Source organism: Parendozoicomonas sp. Alg238-R29 (genome assembly GCF_947331445.1).
Taxonomy (GTDB): domain Bacteria; phylum Pseudomonadota; class Gammaproteobacteria; order Pseudomonadales; family Endozoicomonadaceae; genus Sansalvadorimonas.
In genome coordinates this window covers 11,976-31,578 of record NZ_CAMZOG010000058.1, presented here as the reverse complement: position 1 = coordinate 31,578, position 19,603 = coordinate 11,976, and the positions used below count along the sequence as shown (strand labels likewise).

The 19,603-nt window shown below is 48.8% G+C and carries 20 protein-coding genes; 9 read left to right on the top strand and 11 right to left on the bottom strand.

Translation table 11 applies throughout. The annotated features are described in order from the left end of the window. Positions 1-238: 238 nt before the first annotated feature. The 6 genes from QMA35_RS14365 to QMA35_RS14340 all read left to right on the top strand — a co-directional run bounded on the left by QMA35_RS14365 (position 239) and on the right by QMA35_RS14340 (position 4,981). Entirely contained in the window at positions 239-1,207 is a 969-nt protein-coding gene (locus tag QMA35_RS14365) for a DnaT-like ssDNA-binding domain-containing protein (protein WP_281647849.1), read from the top strand. Continuing rightward, on the top strand, positions 1,197-1,874 hold the full coding sequence (locus QMA35_RS14360; RefSeq protein WP_281647848.1) for a replication protein P: 678 nt from the start codon (positions 1,197-1,199) through the stop codon (positions 1,872-1,874). The genes QMA35_RS14365 and QMA35_RS14360 overlap by 11 nt, the downstream gene beginning before the upstream one ends. A gap of 69 nt (positions 1,875-1,943) precedes the next feature. Next, entirely contained in the window at positions 1,944-3,077 is a 1,134-nt protein-coding gene (apbC, locus tag QMA35_RS14355; RefSeq protein WP_281647847.1) for an iron-sulfur cluster carrier protein ApbC, read from the top strand. Between the two features lie 40 nt (positions 3,078-3,117). Then, on the top strand, positions 3,118-3,708 hold the full coding sequence (gene dcd, locus QMA35_RS14350; RefSeq protein WP_281647846.1) for a dCTP deaminase: 591 nt from the start codon (positions 3,118-3,120) through the stop codon (positions 3,706-3,708). Positions 3,709-3,906: 198 nt separating this feature from the next. Then, positions 3,907-4,431, top strand: coding sequence for a CBS domain-containing protein (locus tag QMA35_RS14345; protein WP_281647845.1), 525 nt, complete (start codon positions 3,907-3,909; stop codon positions 4,429-4,431). Between the two features lie 340 nt (positions 4,432-4,771). Beyond that, positions 4,772-4,981 carry a hypothetical protein gene (locus tag QMA35_RS14340; protein WP_281647844.1) on the top strand — a complete coding sequence of 70 codons (210 nt, stop codon included), beginning with the start codon at positions 4,772-4,774 and terminating at the stop codon, positions 4,979-4,981. 297 nt (positions 4,982-5,278) lie between these two features. Here the strand turns inward: QMA35_RS14340 and QMA35_RS14335 are convergent, their stop codons facing one another. Continuing rightward, positions 5,279-5,779: a methylated-DNA--[protein]-cysteine S-methyltransferase gene (locus QMA35_RS14335; protein WP_281647843.1), complete on the bottom strand. Its 501-nt coding sequence runs from the start codon at positions 5,777-5,779 to the stop codon at positions 5,279-5,281. Next, positions 5,776-6,171: an Ada metal-binding domain-containing protein gene (locus tag QMA35_RS14330; RefSeq protein WP_281647842.1), complete on the bottom strand. Its 396-nt coding sequence runs from the start codon at positions 6,169-6,171 to the stop codon at positions 5,776-5,778. The genes QMA35_RS14335 and QMA35_RS14330 overlap by 4 nt, the downstream gene beginning before the upstream one ends. A gap of 2,636 nt (positions 6,172-8,807) precedes the next feature. Here QMA35_RS14330 and QMA35_RS14325 point away from each other — a divergent pair. Next, positions 8,808-9,272, top strand: a complete 465-nt coding sequence (locus QMA35_RS14325) for a pilin (protein WP_281647841.1) — start codon at positions 8,808-8,810, stop codon at positions 9,270-9,272. Between the two features lie 258 nt (positions 9,273-9,530). Here QMA35_RS14325 and dapD read toward each other — a convergent pair whose 3' ends face one another. The 4 genes from dapD to QMA35_RS14305 all read right to left on the bottom strand — a co-directional run bounded on the left by dapD (position 9,531) and on the right by QMA35_RS14305 (position 13,050). After that, on the bottom strand, positions 9,531-10,568 hold the full coding sequence (gene dapD / locus QMA35_RS14320; protein ID WP_281647840.1) for a 2,3,4,5-tetrahydropyridine-2,6-dicarboxylate N-succinyltransferase: 1,038 nt from the start codon (positions 10,566-10,568) through the stop codon (positions 9,531-9,533). Between the two features lie 207 nt (positions 10,569-10,775). Then, positions 10,776-11,120: an ArsC family reductase gene (locus tag QMA35_RS14315; protein WP_281647839.1), complete on the bottom strand. Its 345-nt coding sequence runs from the start codon at positions 11,118-11,120 to the stop codon at positions 10,776-10,778. A gap of 17 nt (positions 11,121-11,137) precedes the next feature. Next, a complete protein-coding gene (locus QMA35_RS14310; protein ID WP_281647838.1) occupies positions 11,138-12,037 on the bottom strand; it encodes an NgoMIV family type II restriction endonuclease in 900 nt (299 codons plus the stop codon). Continuing rightward, positions 12,034-13,050: a DNA cytosine methyltransferase gene (locus QMA35_RS14305; protein ID WP_281647837.1), complete on the bottom strand. Its 1,017-nt coding sequence runs from the start codon at positions 13,048-13,050 to the stop codon at positions 12,034-12,036. The genes QMA35_RS14310 and QMA35_RS14305 overlap by 4 nt, the downstream gene beginning before the upstream one ends. 346 nt (positions 13,051-13,396) lie before the next feature. Between QMA35_RS14305 and QMA35_RS14300 the strand changes: the two genes are divergently transcribed. Beyond that, positions 13,397-13,516 carry a GMC family oxidoreductase N-terminal domain-containing protein gene (locus QMA35_RS14300; protein ID WP_281647836.1) on the top strand — a complete coding sequence of 40 codons (120 nt, stop codon included), beginning with the start codon at positions 13,397-13,399 and terminating at the stop codon, positions 13,514-13,516. Positions 13,517-13,759: 243 nt separating this feature from the next. Here QMA35_RS14300 and QMA35_RS14295 read toward each other — a convergent pair whose 3' ends face one another. Genes QMA35_RS14295 through QMA35_RS14275 form a run of 5 tightly spaced genes read right to left on the bottom strand, consistent with a single transcriptional unit; the run spans position 13,760 to position 18,480 of the window. Next, complete coding sequence (locus tag QMA35_RS14295) at positions 13,760-14,530, bottom strand: SDR family oxidoreductase (protein ID WP_281647835.1); 771 nt, start codon at positions 14,528-14,530, stop codon at positions 13,760-13,762. Positions 14,531-14,549: 19 nt separating this feature from the next. Further along, positions 14,550-15,251, bottom strand: coding sequence for a histidine phosphatase family protein (locus tag QMA35_RS14290; RefSeq protein WP_281647834.1), 702 nt, complete (start codon positions 15,249-15,251; stop codon positions 14,550-14,552). 28 nt (positions 15,252-15,279) lie between these two features. Further along, positions 15,280-16,371: a phosphotransferase family protein gene (locus QMA35_RS14285; RefSeq protein ID WP_281647833.1), complete on the bottom strand. Its 1,092-nt coding sequence runs from the start codon at positions 16,369-16,371 to the stop codon at positions 15,280-15,282. Then, positions 16,368-17,243 carry an SDR family oxidoreductase gene (locus tag QMA35_RS14280; RefSeq protein WP_281647832.1) on the bottom strand — a complete coding sequence of 292 codons (876 nt, stop codon included), beginning with the start codon at positions 17,241-17,243 and terminating at the stop codon, positions 16,368-16,370. Before QMA35_RS14280 ends, QMA35_RS14285 begins: the two co-directional genes overlap by 4 nt. Before the next feature lie 4 nt (positions 17,244-17,247). Continuing rightward, on the bottom strand, positions 17,248-18,480 hold the full coding sequence (locus QMA35_RS14275; protein ID WP_281647831.1) for an acyl-CoA dehydrogenase family protein: 1,233 nt from the start codon (positions 18,478-18,480) through the stop codon (positions 17,248-17,250). Positions 18,481-18,577: 97 nt separating this feature from the next. On the opposite strand from QMA35_RS14275, the gene QMA35_RS14270 reads away from it, so the two are divergent. Then, on the top strand, positions 18,578-19,489 hold the full coding sequence (locus QMA35_RS14270; protein WP_281647830.1) for a LysR family transcriptional regulator: 912 nt from the start codon (positions 18,578-18,580) through the stop codon (positions 19,487-19,489). Positions 19,490-19,603: the final 114 nt, after the last annotated feature.

The window sequence follows — 19,603 nt, the reverse complement described above, 5'->3', positions numbered from 1 at the left end:
GTTTCCGTCTGGTGAAATTTGTTTGCACAAAAATATTAGACGGTGGTCATGCCCCCAGAAAAACTCACACATCGGGTTAATGATGTAAATACTGGTGGCCGAACATCCCCCTCCCGCAGTAGACTAAAGGATAACCGTCTGTATTTTTTCACTGGTCATTGGGAACCCCTGAAGATCAGTCCTTTTCTTTACCGCTTCATCAGACAAACTCAAGAGTGGTGCGTATTCAGGAATGTTTATGGGTGACCGAGATTCTGACAATCTGCAACGCAGGATGAATCGTGAAGGTAAGGGCTTGTTTGAAATTATGCTCGAATCTGAACGTCCTCCCGCGCAGGAGTCTGCTCAAACATTTGAGCCGGAGGTCATGCCCCGTAGCCCTACATTTAAGGGAACGGAATTCCAGGGAACTGAACTTCAGGATTCTTCGCACCAGTCTTTTGTACCTGACCTTGCGCCAGCACAGCAGCGGGTGAGAGACATTGAACAACAATGTGCTGAGGTAAACACCGCCGTGCAATCGGCTGCCGCGAGTCTTGAGCAGAGTCGAAATCTGATTGCTGAACAGGAAAAGCAATTAAAAGCTTTGCGTGATACTGCCCGCGAACAACAAAAGCTGCTGATTCAAAAACAGGATGAGCAGCGCCACCAGCAAATGCAGCTGGAATCGGCTCGGGGTAAGCTGGAGAGCCTGAAACGGCAACATGAGCAGGCTCAACGCCAACAATTTCAGCAGCAACAGACCGAAAAACAACAGATTCAACAGCAGCGGGCCCAGCAACAGTATCAGAATACCTATTCGGCAGAACAGATTAATCCAGATCAGGCCATGGCTGAATTGACCGGTCGCTCTCAGCCTGCAAAGAATAATATACTGTCCCGACACCGTGGCACGGCAGTAACAACTCAGGCTCGTGCTACGCCGCTTGCCGGCGATTATAATCCGCCAGCCTGGTGCTACCAGAAACTGCTGCAGAATGATGGTATACCCCTGGATTATGCGCAAAAGCAGCTGGAAGACTTTAAAATGTACTGGCTGAGTACTGGTGAGGCTCGAAAAGCATGGGACTACCGGTTTGTAAAACACGTCATTTACCAATGGCGGAGGGAACAGAGTGAAGGACGCACGAACTCTCCTCGATCAACAGAAGAGAAACTTACAGACAGGAGCTGGGCGAACGGGCCACTCCTCGACTTTGACGACTGAGCCGCCACGAGGTGGACAGCAGCAATCCCAGTCTAACCAGCCACCGGGGCAGGATCATATTGACGCGATAAATGCCGTCTTTACCCTGCTGGAAGGGGCATTCCCTCTTAAATATCGCAGAGCTTTTCCAGACAATCAGGCCGTTGACGCATCAAAGCGTGTTTGGCTGCAGTCTCTGAAAAGCTATCCACCTCGCCGTATTCTGCGTGCGGCCCGTAAAGCTATTGATACAGCCCGGTTTTTCCCTGATCTGGCAGATATTCGCCAACTGTGTAAATTGCGTTTTGGTGAGTTGGGGTTGCAGGAACCTTTGCAGGCCTATTATGAGGCCTGTAACGCAAGAAACCGGACTCGTGATGGGTTGTGGTCCCATGTGGCTGTTTATCTTGCCGCCAAGGAGACTGGCTGGTCTTTGCTGGAAGGGGAGCCCCAGCAGGTTGCTTTCCCGGTTTTTGAGCGTAATTACAATATTCTTTGCGAACGCATTATGGCGGGCGAAGATCTGGAAGCCGAGATTCTGAAGGGGCTGGCAAACCCTAATCGTAGAGATGTTGTGCAGGAGTCTCAGGCTTTCGCAGAACGTAAACTGAGGGACGACATGGACAAACACGGTATTAATCCCGATGGTGGCCGTGATGAGTTTCTCCGGGCAATGAAAGAATTGTAAGTCAGACTCCAGTAATCGAGTTTGGCACAGGCAGTTGGCGTTAAGTACGCATTAGGAAGTAGAACGACAATGACAGTGTATTTCCAAGGGCCGGTTTCTAAAGAAACGGTTGAAGGTATTCTGCGTAACCTGCAGGACCCCTGGCTGAAAGACAGCCTGCTGCAGGTGACGGAAGTTGATAGCGTAGATGTGACTAATGGTGAGGCCACCATTGAGCTGGGGATGATGTATCCCTGTTATGGTGGTCATAGTCAGCTTGAGCAGCTTATTACAGATGAGTTACTGCAGTATGAAGCAGTCAATAAAGTCGCTGTTAAGTTCATAACCCGTATTCCTTCCGCTCCCCGTATCAGTGAAGAGGTGGGGCTGAAAAAAGTAAAAAACATTATTGCAGTGGCTTCTGGCAAGGGCGGTGTGGGCAAATCCACGACATCGGTGAACCTGGCTTTGGCTCTGGTCGCAGATGGCGCCAAAGTGGGTATTCTGGATGCCGATATTTACGGCCCAAGTATCGGAAAAATGCTGGGTGTGGAAGAAGATCAGCGCCCGGGAGTTGATGAAGTTGATGGCAAGCAGTTTTTTGTACCTATCGATGCCCATGGTCTGAAATCCAACAGCATGGCGTATCTGGTGACGGAACAAACCCCTATGGTTTGGCGTGGCCCTATGGCCAGCGGCGCGTTATTACAGCTTTTAAACCAAACCTTATGGGGAGAGTTGGATTATCTGGTGGTGGACATGCCTCCTGGTACTGGTGATATTCAGCTGACTCTTTCCCAGAAGGCACCATTGGCTGGCAGTGTGATTGTGACTACGCCTCAGGATCTGGCGTTGCTGGATGCCCGCAAAGGTATCGAGATGTTCAGTAAAGTCAGCGTGCCGGTACTGGGTGTTGTTGAAAATATGGCTGTACATGTGTGCACGAATTGTGGTCACGCTGAGCATCTGTTTGGTGAAGGCGGCGGCAGCCGTATGGCCGATGAATACCGTACTGAACTGTTAGGGGCTTTGCCTTTGTCTCTGTCTATTCGTCAGCATGCGGACGCGGGTATGCCAACCGTTGTCGCGTATAGTGGCCCAGCAGAAGGTGATTCAGCAGAAGCCATGTTGTACCGTGACACGGCTCGTCGTACCGCAGCTTTGCTGGCAGTTTTGAACCGACAGGCGGCTCCAATTCCTACAATCACTATTTCTGATGACTAAGTCCCAAGGGACGGACGCATCAGTAACAATAAGGTGAGTTATGCGACTGAGTGATCGCGATATTATTGCCGCGCTGGACAGCGGCAGGATTGAGGTTGATCCACGCCCGGATGATGACCATATCAGTGGCGTGAGTTTGGATTTAAGCCTGGGAAATAGCTTTCGGGTGTTTAACGACCATGTTGCGCCTTACGTAGACCTTTCCGGTAACCGGGAAGATATCGAGCGAACTCTCAACTCCATCATGAGCACGGAGATTGTGTTGGAAAAGGATGATGCCTTCTTCCTGCACCCCGGAGAGCTGGCGTTGGCGGTGACCCGGGAGTCTGTCACTCTGCCCGATGATATTGTCGGCTGGCTGGATGGTCGCTCTTCTCTGGCTCGTTTAGGGCTGATGGTGCATGTAACCGCTCACCGGATTGATCCAGGCTGGAGCGGGCAAATTGTTCTGGAATTCTTTAATGGTGGCAAATTGCCATTGGCTTTACGCCCTGGTATGCAGATTGGCGCCATTAACTTTGAAACCCTGAGCAGCCCAGCCATGAAGCCTTACAACAAGCGGGTTAATGCTAAATACAAAGGCCAAAAGAGCGCCATTGCCAGTCGTATTGGAGAAGACTCCACAGTTTGACAGCTTTTGTTTGCGCAAACGTTTGTGCCACTGGCTTTATTGATGTGTGTCAATAAAGCCAGTGTCGTTTGGTGCATACTGGTCTCACAGATACGGGAAAATAACTAGACTCCTGACAGGAATTGTCGACTGTAGTTAACACGATGAGGTGTCATGCTTGTTCCCGGTTTTAATCGAATAACCGCAGGGATCACCGCCATGCACACAGAATTTGATGCTGCCCTCCCTAAGCCTGTGACTCCTCTTTCTCCATGGGCTTCCATGATTGCCGCTGATGTTATGACACCCCATGTGGAAACAGTGCCTCTGGATTGGACAATGGAGCGCCTGGCAACCTTTTTGACTGATCACGATATTTCCGGCGCACCGGTGGTGGACGAATCCGGCGAGTTGTGTGGAATGGTGAGTGTCACCGATATTGTTCGTCAGACCGGTAGCGGTATTCTGGATTTGAATTCAAGGGATGAGAGTTTTGAAAAAGGATTGCTGGACTGCGCGCTGTCCCGTGAAGAGATGCGTACCTTCCACGAATCTATTGATCAGGTGGTGATGGTGACCGATATCATGACTCCTGTTGTGTTTCGGGTAGATCCCCAAATGCCTTTGGCGGAAGTGGCCGATGCTATGGTTAAAGGCCACATTCACCGGGTACTGGTGACCGAAGGTAAGACTTTGCTGGGTATCGTTTCAGCGCTGGACTTGCTGGGAATTACGACTCGGTAAATTTGGCACTTCAGTAACAGGGCGTATCGGCTATAGGGCGGGTGCACCTTTTTCTTTTGGGTTTTTGATTCAGCCGTGACAAAAATCAATAAGCCTTGCCACCGATCTCCCCACACTGTTCCTTATTAAATACATAACAAAGAACAGAATTTATGGGCATGAGTATTTCTCAGGGGGAGTGAAACCTGCCAGCCAACATACTCAAACGTGATGGTAAGCGGATACCGTTTGGGCAGGACAAAATTCTCAAGGCTGTTTTCAATTTGTCCTCATCATAGTTATTTGGCTGGTGAGCCATTGCTGCAGAGTGGCTTGGCAACTGCCATGCGAAGTGCGCACCATGGTCAACTGGAACCTGATCACCCCGGAACGTTTTGAAAAGCTGCTGCAAAAACTCTACGAGAAAGGTGTGCAGAACTTTGCAGTGCAGAAATGCCGGATTCAAAATTGCTATAACGGCGATCTTGAAAATGCCGAGCTGGAACCTCTTCTGCAAAACAGGCTGTTCAACAAAGCCGGTGATATGTTTGAACAGTTTGTTGTGCGCTAGTTTCTATTCGTCGAAGAACCTTTCACCGGAGCTGTCAGCAATGCTGGCATGTTCATCTTGCGAAATAGCCAGTCCAGCAGTAACAGTCCCAGAAGAGGGCGGCACAGAGTCGTAGTCAGATCCCAGGCTTTGTCATAATCCAGGTGTCTACTGAGACAGAGGCTCAACACTGCAGGTAATAGCTCTCTTTATTGTGGCTGTGTATGCATCCGGATAGAGTCAAAAGATCCATAGCCTTACCGGTGAAAGAGTTCCTGAAATGGCTCCATAGCCGGGAACGAACAGCTGTCTCAGCTCTTACAGGCACAGAGCCTGCTGTTCTGGCTCAAGCACGCCCTCAACAGCCAGTAGTTGCGCCTTCATCTCCAAGCCTGCAGCAAAACCTGTAAGTTTACCCGTGCTTCCCAGCACCCGGTGACAGGGAATAATAATGCCAATGGGATTTTTACCAACCGCCGCGCCCACTGCCCGGGAAGCTTTGGGTTTTCCCAACTGTTTGGCGAGTACGCCATAAGAACTGTGTTCGCCAAAAGAAATGTTCAGCAAAGCTTCCCAAACGCTTTTCTGAAAGTCCGTACCGCGAGGGTTCAGAGGCAGCTGGAATGTTTGTCGTTGACCTTCTGCGTACTCCTGCAATTGCTGCTTCAACAGGGTAAACACTGGTTCGTCATTCTTTTCGGCCCAACTGGAAGAATCAGGTTCATGTTTCTGACCGGGAAACCACAGATGGCAGAGTTTGCCATTGTCGGCAGCTGCAAAGGTGGTTCCAAAAGCGGAATTGAATTTGGTAAAAATCATATCTTTTTCTCACTTTCGGTAGACAGAAGAGGTTGATTCAAAGGGTGATGCCAGAGATGGAGTACCGCATAAGCTCGCCATGGCCGCCAACACTCGGCGTATCCAGAATGGTTTTTCGGTGTTTGGTGCCCATGGCTTTGATAATACCTAAATCCTGGTCTGGAAAAACATCGGGCCAGCTCTGGGCGGCAACGTTTACAGGGCCGCAGGCCAGTCTGCTCTGCTGCTGCGGCCGTACTGAAGAAAGTGCAGTTCTCTGGTTTGGGCAGCCGTGCCGGACATATTGGCCGACAGTAAACTCCGGTACTGCTGACGCCTACGAAAAACTGGCTGTCAAATCTGCGATCCCGGCTTTTCAGTGCTTGGTAACATTGCTCAAAGTTTGTGCTCATGGTGCAAATATTAAAGGGTCGAAGTGTGATGCACTGGCAAAAATCGGACATGAATAGTAGAAAGTATATTGCGCCAGTTGTGAGCGGCTTTCCAGATGGTTGTTCAAAAAGGGTGCAAGTGTTTTTAGGGATGTTCTGTTTTCTGTACGTTTTCGCTATTTTTAATTTTGGCCTGACTGTTGCAGTATCTTGGTAGAAAAGGTTCCGCTGTTCTCCTTTATGGCTAATGGAGCATGGAATGGCGGAAATTGGCCATGATATCGGCGTAGCCATTAATGTCTCGCGGATTTTGCTATTGGCCGATGAGTGTTGTGAAAGTCGAGATGAAAGAGGGTTGTCTGCCCATTTGGTATTTCTCGGATATCACCGTAAAACGGCTTATAAAGTACAGAATATCTGTCCGTCTGGAGATATCTGTTCAGATAAGTTGTCTCAGCTTCTGTTTCTGTTAAACAGGCTGTCAGGAGACAGGAAGCATCCAAGCAATGTTATCTCAACGAGGGCTTTTTCATGGAAGCGGTTGTTACCCATAAGTTGCAACGAGAAATCTGGTATAAGTTCTCTGGTCTTTGCGTTGGTGTTGCCAGCCTGGTGCTATTTATTCTGGTGGCCTCTAACAGCTAACTTTTATCGATGCCTAATTGAGAGCGCCCTAGTGCTTTTGGCGGTTCGTGCGTTCCAGCAGGAGGAGTGCTAGAGTCAGGGCTCGATTGTTGTTACTGTCTGTCCGACTCACTTGCGAACTGCCCCCTGGTTCCTGTTGGTGAAGTTGGTGGCTTATTTTCGTTCGAGTGAGCGTGGATGTTGTGGGCGCGTCTCCATTGGCGAATGCGAGGAGTGCCTGGTTTGTATTACAGCATGTATTGGATTGAGGATGACGCCTGTCTGTGCGATTCGCCCTTCGTGCATAACACTCACTATGCGCCACTGTGCCACCTGGCAGAGTCTCCAATTTATCGTCGAATAGTTTTACCCCAAGTGTTTTTATAACAGGAAGGCGTTGAGCTACATGGTTTGAGTGATTCTTGCAGTTGTTGCACTTACAGTTTTTATTACATATGTTTCCTTGCGAAAAGCAGCTGCAATAATGTTTCAGGCATTTTGACTTCCGGCATTTGCAATAAACTTCCTGTCGGTTGCTACTGGAGGCGCGTGCTGAATCAGAATCAGGTAATGATTTGGGCTGAGGTGAAAGAGTGACTACTGCTGGCGCTGGAAAGGGTGAGAAGCCTGCTGGTGGGGGGAGTGTACTTATGACAGGCGGTGACTCATTTCCTATTATAGGTTCTGGCGGAGAATGAAGATCTGAACGAAATACCTGTTGGGGAGCTTCGATATAAATCAACCCATTCTGGTCAATGTTGATGGTGACTTTTGTACCATTGGGAGCAGGGTAATGGCCGCTCATTAAATACCCCGCCTCCATGGAACCATTCGCGTAATCGCTTAGATTAGCATCAACTCTCTCGGGGTAAGTTTGTTGGGTAACGACCTCCAAAGATCTTTCCATGAGTCGAATGACTTTGAAGAAAACTGTTGGTGGGAGAGCATGGTTTAGCATGTACTCTATGGTGGGTGTCAGGTAGGAAAAACCTCTAAGTGTGATACCGGTTTCGTTGCTATCATGTGCTCCTGAGAATATTGTATCGAACTCCAATGTGCTTGCATCACCTATTGGCCAAGCTGTTACGCTATAGCCGTCGGAGTTATTATTGTCTGGCGACAGCAGTGGGTGCTCTGTCACCTTTTGTTGAGGGGCGGGTAATCCTGAAACTATATAAAGGCTTGAGTCCTTATCAAATATGACAGAGGGGATGTTAAGAAAATCAAGCTCAGATTTTTCCCACAGGGGCTTCGGAACTCCTGGTTCGTGACTTTCCGTGTGATAAACAGGGAAGATATAAATCTCATGGCTGTCGCCTTCCTGATTGGTAGACAAATGAACAATGAGTATATCTTGCGCTGTTGCAGGCAGATAAATAAAGAGCAATGCATAAAGCCAGAATGTCCTCAATCTATTCACACCAATTCCCGGTTGTTTTTTCTGGCGGTAGAGCATAGACAACAGGAAAGCATGTGCAGAGAATGGTGGTGAATAGAGGCTACCCCAAAAGGGTACGGTAGGAGCATCACTCACATTCAGCGAACCGCCAACGCCGTGCTATTCGCTGGCATCACGCTCCTGATTCACGCTCCGTTTGAAGTAAGGCAGCGGATCGTCAAAAGCCCACTCGGGGTTACCGGAAGGCGTCCAGTTTTCGTAGTCTTTACAGTCACCACGGATATACAGCCTGCTGAACCATTACCAACAAAAACAAAATCAAATGCAGACATAGTTCTTCCTGATTACCACGCCGCCTCGCGGAGTTTTGTTATCGGTTTAATCGTCGGTTCGATAGGGGGCAATGGTCTCAAGGCTTGGCTACATGGCAGCCCGTACGTGCCTGATGCCAGAAAGGCTGTTTAAGCTGGCTGATTTACAGTGGTAATCAGGTGGTTCTTTATTATCGCTTTGTTTTTAGAGTTATTGCCTTCCAGTCATGTCCAGCCCTGCAAATAAAGTCATTCCATAGCCACCCGAAGCAGGAAATATAGACTTAAATAAAAACAAAGATTACCAAGGATTGGTACCCAATATGGGCAAGATAGACCGGATGGACGGTATCACACTTCTGGAAATATTAATTGCAGCAGCAATTCTCAGCCTTACTGCAATGTTCGGACTTGTTGCCTATCAGGACTACACCAGCCGAACCAAGGTGGCAGAAGGGCTCATGCTCACAGCAGGCCCCAAGGCTGAGCTTATTGAATATTACGCTGTGCATAACGAGTTTCCCACTGTTGACATGACCTATCGGGAAGAAACGGATGAGAGTAAGATTACGCCATTCAGCGTCAGAAAAATAAAGTGGGAAAGTGATGGTCGCCTGGAGATTTGGTTTGGCGGCGACGATGATCAAGCTACCAGCAGTAACGGCATTCTGTGGCTCATCCCGCTTCAAACTGGTGAGAATATCGTCTGGCAGTGTCAGGAAGATGACACTCACGGATTCGAATATGCAGCGGTTCTGCCTTCAAACTGTCGCCCGCAAACACCTTAGAACGGCCTTAGTGCAGCACACTCTAATCCCCGATGACGCAGTGACAACTCACCGCACTGCGAATCACTCGGGGGTGTCCATTGCCATCACTTCACTCAAGAGTTCCTTAGCCTGCTCCAAAGGCATATGTTGAAAGAATGCTTATTACCTCTATGGCTGCGTTGCAGCATTTTGAAAGGCAACAAGCATTCCGGCAATGCTGCGTTCGGTGCCTGATTGAGAACACCCCCTAAGCAGTGCTCTTTTCTTTGGCGGACATTAGTTATGAGCGTGCAGCTCTTCGTTGAGTTCAATAGCGGTTTTATTCGCCAGGCACTCAACAGTACCAGTCTGCGAGTTACGCCAGAACATCAGGTCAGACTTGCCAGACAGCTCAACAGCTTTCACGGTTTCAACTGGTTTCTTGTCCTTATCCAGAACTGTCACCTTGGAGCTGGCTGTCAAGTACAGGCCAGCTTCTACGGTGCAGCGATCTCCCAAGGGAATGTTCACACCGGCATTGGCACCGATCAGGCAGTTCTGACCAATGGAAACAACAATATCGTTGCCACCAGACAGGGTTCCCATCGTGCTGCAGCCGCCGCCAAGGTCAGAGCCTTCACCAACCCAGATGCCAGCGGAGATACGACCTTCTACCATGTTCTTGCCTTCGGTACCGGCATTGAAGTTAACAAAACCTTCATGCATAACCGTGGTTCCTTCACCAATGTAGGCGCCCAAACGAACGCGGGCGGTATGGGCAATACGAACGCCTTTGGGTACCACGTAGTTGGTCATACGTGGGAATTTATCTACAGACTGCACATCCAGAACTTCACCGCGAGAGCGGGCAGATAGCTGACGGTGTGGAAGTTCTTCCAGATCAACGGCACCTTCATTAGTCCAGGCAACATTAGGCAGCAGAGGGAAAATACCGCTCAGGTTAATACCGTGAGGTTTCACCTGACGGTGAGACAACATATGCAGCTTCAAATAAGCTTCTGGAGTGCTGGTAGGCGCGTTATCAGACTCCAGAATCACCAGAACCCGAGGGTTACTGCTGGTTTCCATAGAACTGAGAATCAGGGTGTGATCCAGCAGATTACGCTGCAGAAACAGTTCTTCAAGGGCATGACAAGTGGCACTGTCCAACTCAATCACCTGATTACCGCCGGTGTATCCGGTAATTGTACCAACGGCTTCAACCAGTTCAGCATCTGGCTTGGACAGTGGAGCCGGGTAGAATACTTCCAGCCACTCACCTTTATTGTTCTTGGTGCCGATACCGGCCGCCATACTGAAAAATTCTTTGCTCATAATAACAAATAGTGTCCTTGTGCTTTTTCAGGAATCGCCAAAGCGTTATTTTAGTTGTCTATATATCGCCTTGTCACTTAGGGTGTTCTCAATTAGGCATCGAATGCAGCATTGCCAGAATGCTTGTTGCTTTTCAAAATGCTGCAACGCAGCCATAGAAGCTCTCAGCGCCACTGAGTCGAATGCTTAATTGAGAACGCCCTTGGCTTATTTCAGGGCTTCAGACCATTTGTCTGCAGAAAAGCCTAGCAGGTAACCGTTGCCTGTATCGAGTAGTGGTCGTTTAATCATGCCGGACTGTTCCAATAGAGCTTCAACGGCGGTTTCAGCATTCATGTTATTGCGAGTATCTTCCGGCAGTTTGCGCCAGGTTGTGCCACGGCGATTAACGACCTGTTCCCAGCCCAGTTCATCAATGCGGTCTTTCAGCCAGTTTTTGTCCAGTCCATCTTTGCGGTAGTTGTGAAAGGTGTACTCGATACTTTGCTGATCCAGCCAGGTGCGAGCCTTTTTCATGGTGTCGCAGTTGGGTATTCCAAAAAGAGTAATCATTATTTTCTACTTCGTTGTTATACAGCTAAATCAAGAGGCAGGTCACTGATATCTTTCAGTCTTTTCCCATTGATCATAGAGTCGAGCAGATCAAGGGCGTCTTCAGCATCTAGTTCAATCAGGGTCTCGCGTAATTCATACAAAGCGAAGTGATATACGCAATCCAGATCGCCAGTGCCAAGAGCAAGGGAGGCAATTCTGCTGGCTGTTGGCTCAGAAGTTAAGGAGACGATATGCGGGGAGCGTCCTTTTCTAGCCCTGATGAGGTTTAGTGCTTCAGTTCTTGTATTCTGTGACCTGTCCGAGCGCATGGTGAATTTGCACGATACACTTGCATGAAGAATATGGGCAATTTCATTTTTATGGTTCGCAGTCCTGAGCATGGCTTGGTGGCAGGAGTCGCTATCAACAATACTGGTTTCTTCATTAATGATCTCGTCACTTTCTGGAACCCGGGCAATAATCACATCAGGAGCAACGGTGTAACCATCACCTAAAAAGTTACGCAGCTCAGAATATTCAGAAGCCAAGCGGCCTAGCTCTGCAAGGTGGGTATATTGTTCATACTTGCCGAGTACAGATTGCTTCCTGCTATTGATCTTTTGGACTTCCCAGTTCCCCGGCCTGAGGTTGCCCAACTTCAGGAAGGTACTTTGCAGATATAAAGCGCAAGCTTCCTCGAATTCATTACCGAGTGTCTGGCCGTCTTTTTTCTTGCGTTCTACCAATGTCACGCCAGCATTCTTTGCAATTTTGGTGGCCAGTACATTTGCAACCAGAACACTATGTTTTTGACCGTTGTCTGCATTGCTGCATATGTAGGCAGCGTCAAATTTAGAGAAGGGGGCGCGAGTAAGGATTTCACTCTCAATGAGGTAACGGTGAAAGTTAGTTCTTTCTTCAGACAACATGCTCATGCAGCGCATTCCTTCGGCTTGGCACGTAATGCTTCAATAATCTGTGTCCCAATAGCTTTGGCAACCGGGGGAGGAAAAGCATTTCCTACCTGACGATAAGCGTGTGTCTTGCTGCCGTGGAAGCTCCAGTCGTCGGGAAAGCCTTGTATTCTTGCTGCCATTCTAACATTCAGGAGAGGCATATTTTCACAGCCTTCTTGAATAGAGCCGTCACGCTTCATAGCGCCCTTGAAGCCTGCTTCCGGAATTTCATTGTCATTAGCAAGGCGGTGAGCGTTAACCCCAAGCTCCCGCCATTGGCGTTTAGCCCGAGTTGGCCCGAGGTCAGGCCCACCATGCTTCTTGGAACCGCCGACCAGAGTAGGAGCAATTCTGTTGGCTTTCTCTCGCCATTCGTCTGCACCTTCCCAGCCACCTTCTGATATCAGATCATACAGAGCATCGCCAACTGTTACAGTGTCCCCTGTCGGTTCAGGCCAAGTGAAATGCTGGAAGTCTTCTTGAGGCATTGCAACCAGAATAACTCGAGGTCTGAGTTGCGGTACGCCATAATCACTAGCTTGGTGTAACTTCCACTCGCTCTTGTATCCCATAGTGGCAAGTTCGGCGGATATTTTGTCTCGATACCAGCGGAATTTTTCCTCAAAGAGTCCGGGGACATTCTCAAGCATTACTGCTTTAGGCTTTACCTTTCTCACGACTTGCAAGGCAATGGGGAACAGGTCGCGCTCATCTTCATGTCCTAATTGCTGGCCAGCTTTGCTAAAGGGGGGGCAGGGAACGCCGCCGGCAATAAGGTCGATGCGACCCGCAAAACCAGCCGATGATTTGGCGAACTCCTTTAGATCATCTTCGATAATGTCACCCCAGCCGAGGTTGAGCTGCCTATTATTGAGCCGTAAGGTTTCACATGCATGATGGTCGATTTCAATAAGTGCTGCATGTTGAAAACCAGCTTCATGTAACCCTAGCGCCTGACCTCCTGCACCAGCACACATTTCAATCGCTATCATCTATTACCCTGTATAATCGCCTGAATCAATTCATTCTAACAAAGGGGAGACCACTAAGAGAATACGGGAGAATAATCTGGTTCAAGCCCCCCAAATGGCGCAGTTGGGTATACCGTAGATCGTGACCACTGGTTTGACCTGTTCTTCTTGGGTACTGAACTGCTAAGGGTACACCGCCCTGAGTCGCTCTGGCTAGGCAGGTGCGTATAAAGCTTGGTGTCGTTGCACTCTGAGCAGCCTGATAACACTTATGACTACGTTATTTCCGGGAGTCTGGAAAATACGGCTGGGCTGATGAAACAGCGCCCAAATATTTGCTAAAACAGAAAGCTGCTAAAACAGAAGGTTGCTTTGGCCTCGTGGCAAAGTGCTTGGTGGTTCATTCTCTATAAATTCTATGACCTGTTCTCGTGGCCATGGGAGTGACTACGATGGGGCAGCCTTGGACGGTAGAGGTATCTTTTGATGGAGTAGCTGTGCAAAAAAAACATCACCCTGCAGCAGATTTTCTCCCGTTATCATGCCGATTGTGTTGTTCAACTGTTTCAGGGTTATGGTGTGGCCGGTGAGGTTCTCCGGTTTTGCCACTGCTTTGTTGTGCTTTGAAATGATGCTTCTGAACGGGTAAAGCTATCCATAACTGACTGGGCACCAGGTTGCGTTTGAGAGTTGGTTTGAACACCCCCTGGTGCCTGAGTTGTTTACTTCCTTAAACGGTCAGGTAACCGCCATCAACATTAATGCAGGTACCCGTGGTGTAGCTGGCGGCATTGGATGCCAGATAAAGCACTGTGCCCGCCATTTCATCTGGGCTGGCCGAGCGGTTCATAGGGATGTGGGTAAGAGCCTGTTTCATAATAGCTGGGTTACCAGTCAGGGCAGAGGCAAACTTTGTTTCTGTCAGGCCAGGAAGCAGTGCGTTAACCCGAATGTTCAAGCCGGCGCATTCTTTGGCAAAAGCTTTGGTCATGGAAATAACAGCAGCTTTGGTGACGGAATAAATTCCCTGCATATGACCGGGTACCACACCGTTCACTGAAGCAACATTAATAATGCTGCCGCCGCCAGCTTTACGCATGATCTTGCCTGCTTCAGCGCTCATAAAGAAGTAACCGCGAATATTCACATCTACGGTTTTCTGGAAAGCGCCCAAATCTGTATCCAGGATATGGCCGAAGTAAGGGTTGGCTGCGGCATTATTGACCAGAATATCGAGCTTGCCGTGTTTCTCTTTTATGGTTGTGAAAATATCAGAGATTTGTTGCATATCTCCAATATGACAGGCAATCGCTTCTGCGGAACCGCCCGCGTCACGAATAGCGCTGCATACAGCTTCACAATCCTCCAGTTTGCGGCTTGAAGTAATAACATGGGCACCATGAGCAGCAAGCAGGTGAGCAATCGCTTCACCAATACCACGACTTGCGCCTGTGACCAGTGCGACTTTACCGCTCAAATCAAATAAATTTTTATTACTCATAATTTTGTCTCTTATTGTTTTAAATGCGCGTAATCAACCTGCGTGAGCCAGCCTGCTCCAGATGAGCATAGTTGTTAAAACCATGTAGGCTGAGTTTGTTTTTGCGAAAGTGGAGCGCTGTGATAGATGCGTTATTGATATGACGATTCAGTTTGAAAATGCCGTTTTCCGGCATGCCAAGAACCTGCAGAACTAGAGTGGAAATGGTTCCGCCGGAGCTGACCAGTAAAACATTTTCATTCTCTTTTAGCTCTTTACCGACAATAGTTACAGCATTCAAGGCTTTCTCTTTGAACTCAGGCCAGGATTGTTTGTACTCCTGGTCATGTTCACCACCTGCCCAGCGGGCAAGAGATGAGCGATAAAGCTCAAAAAAAGCCTGTGCCGGATTCGATTTGTTAGCCATATGGCTATCCATTTCCCGACGAGATGTAAATTGAGGGTTTGCAACAAGTAGCAGTTCATCCACATCAACTTCATTCAATCCTGGCAATGTGAAATCTGGCTGACGACCTTCCAGTCCCATACCGGAGTAAATTCCAGAGAGGGTCTGGCGCTGGCGTAGCAGGGTGCCACTGCCAAACAAAGCGATAGGTTTATTGACGGCTTTCAACCATTCACCCGTGACTACAGCCTGTTGCTCTCCGATTGGCGACAGTTTGTCGTAGTCGTGCTGGCCGAAAGAGGCCTGTCCGTGTCTGACCAGGTAGATGGTCGCCATACTTCCCCCGAGGTTTGCTGTCACCGGCTCACAGTGAAGAGTTTTGAATCAGTTTCTGGCAGCGCTGTTCCATATACGCAATGGCAACATGAAACATGGCAAAACGTTTGTCCTGAGTTTGACCGTGGTAATAGCGGTAATAAATTTGCTGCATAATGACCGCTAATCGGAACAGACCGTATACTTCATAGAAATCAAAGCTTTTGAGTTCAGTGCCTGTTTGTTTGCAGTACCAGTCCACAACTTTCTGGCGGGTGAGCATGCCGGGAGCGTTGGTTGGTTGTCTGCGGAACATCTGGAACTGTGGCTCGTCATTGGCTTCAATCCAGTAGGCCAGTGAGTTACCCAGATCCATAAGAGGGTCGCCCAGTGTGCACATTTCCCAATCCAGTACACCGATCACTTCCATAGGGTTGTCTGGATTCAGGACAACATTATCAAAGCGGAAGTCGTTGTGGATCAAACAGGTTTTCACATCACCAGGCTGCTTTTCATCCAGCCAGGCCATAACGTTTTCGAAATCAGGAACATTATCTGTTTTGGATTTACGGAAGCGTCCACTCCAGCCATCAACCTGACGTTTTACGTAACCACCACCTTTGCCCAGTTGCTCAAGGCCAGCGGCTTTGTAATCGATATTGTGAAGATCAACCAGCTTTTGCAGCACATTGAGGCAGAGCTGAAGACCGTCAGATTCACTGAGGTTTAATCCTTTGGGCAGATCTTTTCGTGGAATCAGGCCTTTGAGGCGTTCCATAATATAAAAGTCACAACCAAGTACAGATTGATCATCACAGAAGTCGATCATGGACGGTACAGGGTAATGGCCAGACAGTGCAGACATAACCTTGTACTCACGACCCATATCGTGAGCGGAAGCCGCTTTAACACCAAACGGCGGGCGTCGCAGAATCATTTCCTGTTCGCCAAGCATTAGCATATAAGTCAGGTTAGAGGCGCCACCGGGAAACTGTTTGACTGATAACTCTCCAGCTGCATCTGGAAGGCGACTTAACAGATAGTTCTGCAAAGCCAGAATATCCAACTCTTCGCCAGTACGGATATCTGTTGGCTGGTCGATAGCAGGTGATTGTTTTATTTCTTCTGCAACGTCACTCACGATACGCCCTCTGCTCTTTTTTCTGTTTGTTGTGCAGCTTGCTTCAGGTCGACACCCTGTTTGGCTAAAACTTTTTTGTAGCCTTTGTTCACCATCATTTTGAATATTGGGTGCAGATATTTCTTCATGCGCCAGGCGAATCGGCCCTCCCGGTGAGGCAGGACATAAAAGGTTTTGTTTTGCACAGCCTTGTAGATGTCGTTGGCTACATCATCTGCTGTGACTTTTGAACTGGCAAGCAGTTTGTGAACCGCCTTCTCCATTCCCGGATCACCGGTGCGGAAGGATTCCGCCAGATTAGTTTGGAAAAATGCAGGGCAAACAACAGAGGTGTTAATGCCAAAAGGTTCCAGTTCATAGCGCAGGGTTTCGGAAAGACTGACAACGGCGCCTTTGGTGGTGTTGTAGCTGGACATCATGGGAGCAGATACCAATCCAGCCAGAGATGAAATATTTACAATGTGGCCGTAACCCTGCTTCTTAAACAGAGGGGTAAACGCCTTACAGCCCCGAACGACCCCCATCAGGTTGATACTGATTACCCACTCCCAGTCGTCTATAGGCGTAGTTTCAATACGGCCACCGGTGGCAACACCAGCATTATTGATGATAACCCCAAGTCCACCCCAGCGCTGCTCTGCTGATGCTCGCAGGTTTTCAATATCCTGATCACTGCGAACATCGCAGTGCAGATAAAAAGCATCAGCTCCTAATGCCTGCAATGCTGCAACTGTTTCGTCGCCACGTTCCTGATTAATATCCGCCACGCAAATGGAATAGCCATGACGGGCAAAGCACTCTGCTGTTGCTCGCCCAAGGCCACTGGCACCTCCGGTAACAGCAATTGTTTTTTTATAAGAAGACTTTGACATGGCTTTATCCTCTTCTCTTATTCTGGTGGCGGTATTTCATCAGTTCAAACTTGGCAATTAATCCACGGTGGACTTCATCCGGACCATCAGCCATGCGTAAAATGCGAGCCCAGCCCAGCATGCGAACCAGAGGTAGGTCATCGGAAAGACCTGCACCGCCATGCATTTGGATAGCCGCATCAACAACCTGCTGCGCCATATTTGGAGCAACTACCTTAATCTGTGACACTTCACTCATGGCACCCATAATGCCCTTCGTGTCCATCAACCACGCAGCTTTCAAAGTAAGAAGTCGCGCCTGTTCGATAGCCATACGGGAATTGGCGATCACATCTGGGTTACCGTTCAGTTTGACCAGTGGTTTGCCAAAAGCTTCACGGGTCATGCCCTGTTCACACATCATTTTCAAAGCTTTTTCTGCTGAACCAATCAGGCGCATGCAGTGATGGATACGGCCTGGGCCAAGGCGCCCCTGGGCAACTTCGAAACCTCTGCCGGGGCCAGCAATAAAAGCTGAGACTGGCAGGCGTACATTGGTAAACGACACTTCACCGTGACCATAGGGAGCATCATAGTCACCCATAGCTCCGAGCATACGCTCAATCTTAATTCCCGGTGTATTAAGAGGAACCAGAACCATGGCATGGCGATGGTGGCGATCGGCATCTGGGTTGGATACGCCCATAAAAATAACAAACTTACAGTTTGGGTGACCGATACCGGTGCTCCACCACTTGCGACCGTTAAGAACAATCTCATCACCCTCAACAATGCAGGTGGCTTCCATATTGGTGGCATCACTGGAGGCAACATCTGGTTCAGTCATACAAAAAGCAGAACGAATGTCACCAGCCAGCAGAGGTTTTAACCATTGTTCTTTTTGTTCTTCGGTTCCGTATTTCCACAGAACTTCTGCATTGCCGGTATCCGGAGCATTACAGTTAAAAACTTCTGGTGCCAGCAAACTCCAGCCTGTGGCTTCTGCTATTGGCGCGTAGTCAGCGTTGGACAGTCCAGCTCCCCATTTTTCATCAGGCAGGAACATATTCCACAGACCTTCACCTTTGGCCTGATCCTTCAGGCTTTCCATGATGGCTGGCTGGTTCCACAAGGTGTGATCAGGCCCCCCAGTGAGCTCTTTCAGGTACTGCTCTTCAATGGGAAGGACTTTTTCGGAAATAAACTTCTGGGTGCGCTGGATGTAGTCCCGGGCTTTGGGGGAGTGATCGAAATTCATTATTATTCTCTTTCTCGGGCAGATCCGTTGAGAACAAGGGTGAATCAGAGAATAATCTGAATCAAATGAATAGTTTTGATTTCTAACTATAAAAAATATGCATATATCAAAGCTGGATCTGAACTTACTGGTTGTCGTGGATGTGATTGCTTCGGCTGGTTCCATCACTGCAGCGGCAAAAGAATTGAACCTGACCCAGCCAGCTGTTAGTCATGCATTGGCTCGTATACGAGAGCAGTTGGGTGACCCTCTGTTCGTTAGGGAGGGCCATTCGATGCGGCCAACGCCTTATGCTCGGGAAATTCTGCCGGAGCTCAGAAAAGTCCTGAATCATCTCGATACAACTTTGGGTCGTAAAACCGGGTTTGATCCTCTCAGCAGTGATCATTCGTTTACCATAGCTATGCACGATTCTCTGGAACCAGGGTTATTGCCGGTTCTGGTGGAAGACCTCCAGCGACAGGCTCCAAATATTAGTCTGGTTAGCGTCAAACTGAACCGAAGAGATATTGAAAAAGAGTTAAAGTCTGGTCAGGTGGATCTGGTTGCGGATGTTTTTCAGCCGGTAGGGGAGCAGGTTATCTATGCGCCTTTGCAGCAGGAAGATTTAGTTGTTGTCGCTCGCTGTAATCATCCGCGCATCAATGACGGCCTGAACCTGGACCAGTATCTGGCAGAGAAGCATGTACTGGTTTCTTCTCGCCGCCGTGGCCCCGGCTACGAAGATAATGTACTGGCCAGAGAGGGTTTGAGGAGGCTCATTGCCTTGCGTGCCCGCAACCACTTAGCCGCTTGCCAAGTGGTGGATCGGACCGATTTGCTGCTGACGCTGCCTTCTCATTATGCAGAGCAGGCAGGCCATTACCTGAGCCTGAAAACGCTTTCTCTTCCCTGGAAGATTGAACCTGTCTGCACTTATTTGTACTGGCATGTTCGCATGGGGGAAAGTCAGCCGGTACAGTGGCTGCGCGAGCGGTTGCTGGCGTTGGTGGGAGACGTGAAGGTGTGAATTCATACACTCTATGTGTCTTGTAAAGTGGGAGTTTTAAGGTGGCAGCCCCTCACCGGATTATTATCAAAAGGTTTTGATCATAACCTCTGGTAAGGGGAGGTGGGAGGGTAC